This window comes from Pseudomonas sp. BAV 4579 (assembly GCF_009765395.1).
GTDB classification, from domain to species: domain Bacteria; phylum Pseudomonadota; class Gammaproteobacteria; order Pseudomonadales; family Pseudomonadaceae; genus Chryseomonas; species Chryseomonas aestiva.
In genome coordinates this window covers 1-332 of the sequence record NZ_WHOV01000244.1, presented here as the reverse complement: position 1 = coordinate 332, position 332 = coordinate 1, and the positions used below count along the sequence as shown (strand labels likewise).

Annotated in this window: 1 pseudogene; it reads left to right on the top strand. The window is 66.0% G+C overall.

What is annotated here, in order from left to right:
* Positions 1-4 precede the first annotated feature (4 nt).
* Positions 5-332, top strand: a pseudogene (locus GSQ95_RS25715) (efflux transporter periplasmic adaptor subunit); the annotation flags it as partial.

Genomic DNA, 332 nt, shown 5'->3' with positions numbered 1-332 from the left:
GCAGATCAAGCCGGCGCATGCCTTTTTCGCTCCCGCCCTGCTGGCCGTGGCCCTGGCCCTGGGTGCCTGCGGCAAGCAGGACAACAAGGACCAGCAGCAGCAACAGCAACAGCAACAGCAGCAGAAGCCCGCGGAGGTCGGGGTAGTGACGATGCAGCCTCGCACCGTCACCCTGACCGACGAATTGCCCGGGCGTACCTCCGCCTTCCGCATCGCCGAGGTGCGGCCGCAGGTGAGCGGCATCCTGCTCAAGCGCAGTTTCACCGAAGGGGCCGACATCAAGGCCGGCCAGCAGTTGTATCAGATCGATCCGCGCACCTACGAGGCCAACG